The 7,127-nt window shown below is 69.2% G+C and carries 6 protein-coding genes and 1 pseudogene; 3 read left to right on the forward strand and 4 right to left on the reverse strand.

Annotated features, from left to right (window positions below; translation table 11 throughout):
- Positions 1 to 240: 240 nt before the first annotated feature.
- Positions 241 to 1,494 (reverse strand): SLC13 family permease, encoded by a 1,254-nt coding sequence (locus tag AB0D57_RS46590; RefSeq protein WP_362088592.1) that lies wholly within the window; start codon positions 1,492 to 1,494, stop codon positions 241 to 243.
- 106 nt (positions 1,495 to 1,600) lie between these two features.
- Positions 1,601 to 2,722 carry a PrpF domain-containing protein gene (locus AB0D57_RS46595; protein ID WP_362088593.1) on the reverse strand — a complete coding sequence of 374 codons (1,122 nt, stop codon included), beginning with the start codon at positions 2,720 to 2,722 and terminating at the stop codon, positions 1,601 to 1,603.
- Between the two features lie 171 nt (positions 2,723 to 2,893).
- On the opposite strand from AB0D57_RS46595, the gene AB0D57_RS46600 reads away from it, so the two are divergent.
- Positions 2,894 to 3,904: a LysR family transcriptional regulator gene (locus AB0D57_RS46600; RefSeq protein ID WP_362088594.1), complete on the forward strand. Its 1,011-nt coding sequence runs from the start codon at positions 2,894 to 2,896 to the stop codon at positions 3,902 to 3,904.
- Here AB0D57_RS46600 and AB0D57_RS46605 read toward each other — a convergent pair.
- Positions 3,897 to 4,298, reverse strand: coding sequence for a transposase (locus AB0D57_RS46605; RefSeq protein WP_362088597.1), 402 nt, complete (start codon positions 4,296 to 4,298; stop codon positions 3,897 to 3,899). The two genes, AB0D57_RS46600 and AB0D57_RS46605, sit on opposite strands and share 8 nt — an antisense overlap.
- A 17-nt stretch (positions 4,299 to 4,315) precedes the next feature.
- The gene (locus AB0D57_RS46610; protein ID WP_362088595.1) at positions 4,316 to 4,786 is read right to left on the reverse strand and encodes a winged helix-turn-helix domain-containing protein; all 471 of its coding nucleotides are present in this window, start codon (positions 4,784 to 4,786) and stop codon (positions 4,316 to 4,318) included.
- A 218-nt stretch (positions 4,787 to 5,004) separates the two neighbouring features.
- Between AB0D57_RS46610 and AB0D57_RS46615 the strand changes: the two genes are divergently transcribed.
- Entirely contained in the window at positions 5,005 to 5,913 is a 909-nt protein-coding gene (locus tag AB0D57_RS46615; protein ID WP_362088596.1) for a methyltransferase domain-containing protein, read from the forward strand.
- Positions 5,914 to 6,328: 415 nt separating this feature from the next.
- A pseudogene (locus tag AB0D57_RS46620) lies at positions 6,329 to 6,922 on the forward strand (MFS transporter); the annotation flags it as partial.
- Positions 6,923 to 7,127 lie beyond the last annotated feature (205 nt).

Consider the following 7,127-nt stretch of genomic DNA (forward strand, 5'->3'; position numbering starts at 1 on the left):
AGACGGGCCGGCCCGACGAACGGGCCAACGCCACCGCGTCGGCCCGGAACTCCGCCGAGTACTTGTAGGTCCCCACCCGGGACTCCTCTCCCTGGACTCAAGATCCAGTGTCGAGGTGTCCACGATCAAGGTGGAAGGCCCTGCGTCTGTATCCCCCTGGTCCTGCACACAGAATCAGCACGGAGGGCGCCGTGCGTGGTCGTGCTCGGCGCCCTGCGCTGTCCGTCGTCGGTCTTTGCGCTATGACCAGGGCAGGACCAGGGCGCCCCAGGCGACGACGGGGCCGAGGGCGACGATTCCGCCGGTGTAGCCGAGGACCTGGCGGTAGAAGCGGCGGGTGTCCACCCCACGGGCGTTGCTGAGGACGAGTGCTCCGTTGGTCGAGAAGGGAGAGGTGTCGACGATCGTCGTGGAGACGGCGAGCGCGGCGATCAGTCCGGCGGCGCTGAGGTGGCTGGAGAGCAGCAGCGGTACGGCGATGGGGATGATCGCTGTGAGAATCGCGGTGGAGGAGGCGAAGGCGGAGGTGATGGCCACGGTGAAGCACAGCAGCAGGGCGACGACGACCGGGGCGCCGAGGCCCGCCGCGTGTTCGGAGATCTTCTCGATGATGCCGGCCTTCTCCAGCATCGCGATGTACGTCATCATGCCCGCGACCAGAAGCAGGGTGGACCAGCTGACGCCGTCCACGGCCTTCTCCTGCCGCTTCATGTCCACCAGGGCCAGCAGGGCGCCGGCAGCCAGCGCAAGGAAGCCGATCTCCAAGTGGAAGCCGAGCGCGCCGACGACGAGGGCCACCAGAGAGGCGAGGGTGAGCCACTGCCGCCAATCGGGCTTGCCGGAGACGGCGAGGTCCTCGTCGTCGGCTGCCTCCGCGGCGCCCTCGACCAGCGGGGCGGGACGCTTGGCGAGCAGGGCGTAGGTGAGGATCGAGAGCACCATGTTGATCAGGAAGCTGGCGCTGAACAGCGTCATGGCGGAGACCTGCAAATCGGTCTTGTCGACGAGGCCGAGCACCAGCGCACCGGAGACGGCCAGCGGGGAGAACGCGCCCGCGTGCCCGCCGCTGATCACCATCATGCCGACGACCAGCGGGTTGAGCTTGTAGCGGTAGGCGAAGTTCATGCCGATCGGCGCGAGGATCGCGACCGCGGCCGGGGTGAACGTACCGAACGCAGTCAGCAGGGCGGCCACCAGGAACAGCACCCAGGGGATGAGCCCGACCTTGCCGCGTACCAGCCGCACCCCGGCCGCGACGAGCCAGTCGATGGTGCCGTTGCGGCGGGCGACGGAGAACAGGTAGGTGACTCCGACGATGGTGACGAAGAGCTTCGCCGGGAACCCTTCGAAGATCTCGTCCTCGGTGAGCCCGAGCGAGGCGGTGCCGACCACGAAGGTGGCGACGAAGGCGAGGATGCCCAGGTTGATCGGCAGCACGGTGCCGACCACGAACATCACCAGCAGGGCGCCTATGGAGATCACTTCAGCAGACATCTTTGTCCTTGGTGCGGTGGGGACGGGGTGGCGCGCCCCGAGGGCGCGAGGGTATCCCGGGCGGACGGCTGGGAGCCGGCCTGACCGAGGTGATGTTCGTCGCGGCTCAGGCGGCTTGCGGGCTGCCTGCTTCCGGTACGTAGATTCGGGCGTCGGCGAGCAGACGGGCCGCGCGCTGCACGGTGACGCGGTGCGGCAGGCCGTGCCTTACATCGGTGCAGCGGACCGCGACGACGCCGGCGGGCGTGCCGAGGCGCAACCACTCGTCGGTCGGGCCGCCCGTGGTCCGGGAGACCACGGACCCCTCCAGCAGTTCGGCCGCCGCGACGGCGACGGCAGAGGTCAGGCCGATCGCGGGGTGCGGGGCGTTCATGGTGAGCATGCGCACCGACACGTCGTAGTCCTCGGCACCGATCGGTTCACCGAGGGTGGTGGTGTACGGCACCGACGGGCCGACCAGGCCCACCTTGGGCACCGCGTCGCCCGGTTCCTCGCCCGGCTGGAGCAGCCCCATCAGGGGTGCGGCGGTATGACGGACGGTGCGCAGCCAGGGGACGTCTGCGCTCATCTGCTCCAGTGACTCGGCACCGGTACGCCCGGCACTGGCGGCGTCGACAAGGACGACCGGAGCTCCTGCGGTCAGCATGCTCACGCGTACCGGCTCGGCGGCGCCGACCCGCAGGTCCTGGGCGGCCTGGCCGGTGGGGAGCAGCACGCCGGTGGTGCCACCGGCCGGGTCGCGGAAGGTGAGGCCGACCGCGACCCCGCCGGCACGGGTGCCGGGTACCGTCTGGCGGCCGAAGTGGTGCACCATGCCTCCGGGGGTGTCGACGATCCCTTCGAGGACCGCGCCGGTATTGGTGTTGCGCATCACCACGCGCGTCCGGTCGCCGGTGACCGGAACCATTCCTTTGGTCACCACGTACAGGGCGACGCCGGTGGCGCAGTTGCCGCAGTTGCTCGTCCACTCCACCGAGCCCGTCCCGATGCCGACTTGAGCGAACAGGTAGTCGACGTCGACGCCAGGCTGGGGTGAGGCGCTGACCACGGCCGCTTTCGACGTGGTGGGGGTTGCCCCGCCCACCCCGTCCAGCTCCACGGGATCGGTGGCGCCGTACGCGGCGACCAGCAGCCTTTCGAGGTCGCCACGGTCGGCAGGGACATCGACCTGATTGAACAGCCAGCACTTGCTTGTGCCGCCACGCACCAGGGTCGCGGGAATGTGCACGTCTGAGGCTCTTCCTGGATCAACGGAGGTAGGGAAAGGGCCGAGGCAGCGGTTACGGGCGCATTGCGGGCCGGTGAACCCCTCGGCGATTGCGGAGACCTTCGCAGAGGCATGACTTCGGAACAATCGCAGTTCGCTTCACCTGGGTTTAGCTCAGCTAAAGTCGACGGCATGCTCAACGTGCGCCGTCTGCTGCTGCTCACCGAGGCCACCGAACGCGGTTCACTCACTGCCGCGGCGGAAGCCCTCGGCATGACCACCTCCGCCGCCTCCCAGCAGATGTCCCTGCTGGAGCAGGAGGCAGGGCAGCCCCTTATCGAGCGGCTGCCACGCGGTATCCGCCCCACACCGCCGGGTGCCGCGCTGGCCGAACGCGGTCAGGCCATCCGCCGGGAGCTCCGTGCCGCCCAGGCCGACCTGGACTCCTTCACCGCCCTCGACCAGGGCACCTTGCGGCTCGGTTCCTTCCCCACGGCGAGCGCGTCCCTGCTGCCGCTGGCGCTCACGCGTTTCCGACGTCGCCACGCCGGCATCCGCATCGAGGTACGCGCCGGAGTCCTCGCGGAGCTCAGGGAGATGCTGCACACCGGCGAGGTGGAGCAGGGGCTGCTCTGGGACTACGAATGGAACCGCCTCGACGATCCGGCGCTCTCCCTCACCCACCTGCTGGACGACCCCACAGTGCTGGTCGTCCCTGCCGACTCACCCCTGCGCACACATCCCTCCGTGCGCCTCGGCGACCTCGCCGACCAGGAGTGGATCATCCGCGCCGACAACCACCCCGTCGCCGACGTCCTGCGCCGAAGCTGTCGCCAGACGGGATTCGAGCCGCGCATCGCCTACTCCTCGCACGACTACCAGGAGGCGCAGGCCATGGTCGCCGCCGGTCTCGGCATCGCGCTCGCACCCCGCCTGGCCCTCACCAGCCGACGCAGCGACGTACGCCTCCTGCCGTTCGCCTCCGACGTCCCGGCCCCCACCCGCCGCATCCTCCTCGCACGCGCCGCGGCACGCCCCGCCACCCCACCCGCCCAGGCGATGGCCCGCGTCCTGCGCACGGTGGCACAGCAATTCACCGCCCCAGACCTGCACCGTGCCCAGCTCGGGGCGGTCCGGCGGGGCTGGCGGTGCGGCCACGAGCTGCGCCCCCCAGTCAAGCCGCGAGTTGACTTGCTCACCTGAAGCGCCCTTGACCGACTGCGAGTCGACGTGGGAAGCGGAAGACCGTCAGCCACGGCTGCTTCCCGATCAGTTCGCGCATGGCGGCGTCGACGTGGTGGCTGTAGTTGTCCCAGACCAGCACGATGTTGCCGCCGAGCTGCTGGTGGGCGGCGTCCAGCAACGAGGCGAAGTCTCTCTCCCGAAAGCCCTTCTTCTCACCTTTACGGCCGTGGTGGACCAGCATCCGGAAGACCAGCCGGGTGCGCTGACCGGCCTTGCGGCAGACCAGGCCCGCCATGGAGATACGGCCCGAGCCGGCCGCCCGGACCCGGACCAGGGGCGGACAGCCACGGCGGGACCAGGTGCACGCCTTCGGCGGCCGCAGCAGCGGCCCTGCCTCGTCCGCGAAGCACAGTCAGGCGTCCTGGTCCCTCACCGTCTTTCCACCTGCGGCCACGTCTCCTTGATCCACGTGGCCACGGCCTTCTCGTCACGCTCGGCGGCCCGCCGCACCGGCGCCTGCACCGAAAAACCCATCTGGTGCAGAATGCGCCAGGTCTGCGCCGAACTGAAGCGCATGTGGAAGCGCCGGGCGATCACCGCGGCCACCCGGGCCAGGGTCCACCGCTGGTCCTCCGTCCAGCCGTGCGCGGCCGGCCCCTTCTCCAGCTCCGCCGCCAGCCAGGCCCGCCACTCCGGCTTCATCCGTGACGGACACCCGGACGGCCCTTTGCTCCGCAGGGCCTCAACACCGCTGTCCCGCCAGCGGGCATGCCAGGCATAAGCGGAATTGCGTGAGACCCGTAACCGCCGCGCGACCTGCGGCGGTGTCATCCCTTGCGCGAATAACTCGGCAGCCTCAAACCGCACTTGCTCCCGCCGGGCCCGCTGCTTCGCGGTCAAGCCACCCCCATCGGGATACCGCATCCTCCAGGGATACACCCACCCGCGAGATCACCGTCACCCTAGGCCGAAAATCTCAGTAGCGATCTGGTCTCCGTCTCAGATGATCTGGTCTGATTCGTCAGTGGTCGCAGGTGGTCTGGTCCACCGATGACGGCCGCTCGAAGCGCCGGAAAACCGGTGGAGCCGTCGGAACATGAGTCCGTACCGTCCGTGGGATGACCTATCTGAGCCCGCTGGGATATCTGCTGGGTATCGAGGGCGCTGCTTTGCTGCGTGGCATCAGGGAGGGGAGGGCCGACCGGGCGTTCGTCGAGGCCCGGATCGCCGAGATCCGCACCCTGCTGGATGTGCCCGCCCTCGCGCATGCCGAGGGAGTCACGGCGAGTCCAGGCACGATCAACGCGGCCGACGTTTACCAGGAGTGGGCGCCGCACTATGACGCCCCTGGCAACCAGATGATCGACGTCGAGCAGCCCGTTGTCCGGCGCATCCTGGACAGCCTGCCCGTCGGCGCGGCGTTGGACGCGGCCTGCGGGACCGGCCGCCACACCGTCTACCTGCGTGAACTCGGCCACGATGTGATCGGCGTCGACGCCTCGCCGGAAATGCTCCTCCAGGCCCGCAAGGGCCTGCCAGATGTCGAATTTCACGAGGCCGACCTGCACCAGTTGCCGCTTCCCGACAACGCGGTCGACACTGTCGTCTGCGCGCTCGCCCTGACTCACGTCCCCGATCTGGCCGCCGTGCTGGCCGAGTTCGCGCGTGTTCTGCGCCCTGGCGGGAACCTTGTGATCTCGGATGCCCACCTGCTGGTGTCCTACCTCCGGCCGACCCTGGCCCGCCGTCCCGGCCCGGACGGCCGCCCGTCTCTCCTCGCCGAGTACCACCGCCCGCTCAGCGCCTACCTCGCCGCAGCCCTCCCGCTGGGCTTCCAGGTCCGGCACTGCGAGGAACCCCGCCGCCCGCGCCACTCCCTCGACTCCGACACCGCCCCGGACCCACTCCCGACCTACATGTCCTGGGACCTGTTGCACTGGTGCTCGGAAGCGTCGGCCGCGGCCTTGGACGACTCCCCGATCGTGGTCATCTGGCACTTCCAACTCGACGGCACCGGGAAGGGCTGAGCTCGTTTGTCAGTGGGTTTGAAGCGGGTCATCCCTCGTTAGGGTGACGCCTCCGCTTTCTGGACCTTGGAACGCTCGAAGTTGTTCCACGCTCGCACTACGGCCAGAGTGCTGGGGAGGGCACATGGGCGAGCCTGCGGAGGCGTATTCGCCTGGAAGTACGCGTCGGACGTCCAGGTGGGGTTCGTTGGTGCCGACGGCGCCCGTCGGCTCGGTCCGCTGACCCGCTAGTGGGGCGAGCCCTCCGAACTTGTCTCACCGGCCCGGAAGTTCACGGCGTTCAAGGGGCAGAAGAGGTCTGGCCGGATGGCGACCGGGAACGCGAGCACACCCCGGACTACTTCGCGCGGCTGGACGATGGGACCGGCGTGGTCGTCGATGTCCGGAGCCTACTTCCCGGCCGGTAGTTCGTCCCCTGATGAGCCTGGCCACCACGGGCATTGGCCTGCTCCCCACGTACGCCACCATCGGCGTCGCAGCCCCGATCCTGCTCGTCGCCCTGCGCGTCGTACAGGGCATCGCGGTGGGTGCGCAGTGGGGTGGCGCGATGCTGCTCGCCACCGAGTACGCCCCCGAGGGCAAGCGCGGGCTGTACGGCAGCTTCGTCCAACTCGGCGTCCCCACCGGCGTGGTGACCGCCAACACGGAATTCCGGTTGGCCGACGCGTTCACGAGCGAGAGCGCGTTCGCCGCCTGGGGCTGGCGACTACCCTTCCTTGTCGGTGTGTTAGTCCTCGGGCTCGCCTGGTACATCCACACCCACGTCGAGGAGAACCCCGAATTTTAGGCGGCGGAACAGGCGTTGGCGGCCGAGGAGAAGGGAACGAAGAGCTCTCCGCTGCGCACGATCCTGCGCGAGCACCTCGGCACGGTGTTCCTCGCGGGCGGCTCCTTCGCCGTGAACACCGCGACCTTCTACATCCTCATCACGGGCGTCCTCGACTACACCACCCGTGAACTCGACATGAAACGCGAGGCGGTGCTCACCGTCTCGCTCTGCGTCAGCGTCGCTGATGAGTTTAGGTTTTCCGGGGTGGGGCTGGGTTTTCGGCCCGGCTCCGGTCTTGGGAAAAGAGATCTCGGGTGTCCCGGTGGCCGTCCCGTCCGTGGGGCGGGGGTGGCGTGGGTGTGCAGGTGGAAGCCTGCGCCGAGTCTGGCCCCATGCGGCTGGTGCCGGGTGGGGGTGCTCATCGTGTGCGGTGCCTGCCGCCGTC

It is taken from the genome of Streptomyces sp. NPDC048275, assembly GCF_040652275.1.
Classification (GTDB): Bacteria; Actinomycetota; Actinomycetes; order Streptomycetales; family Streptomycetaceae; genus Streptomyces.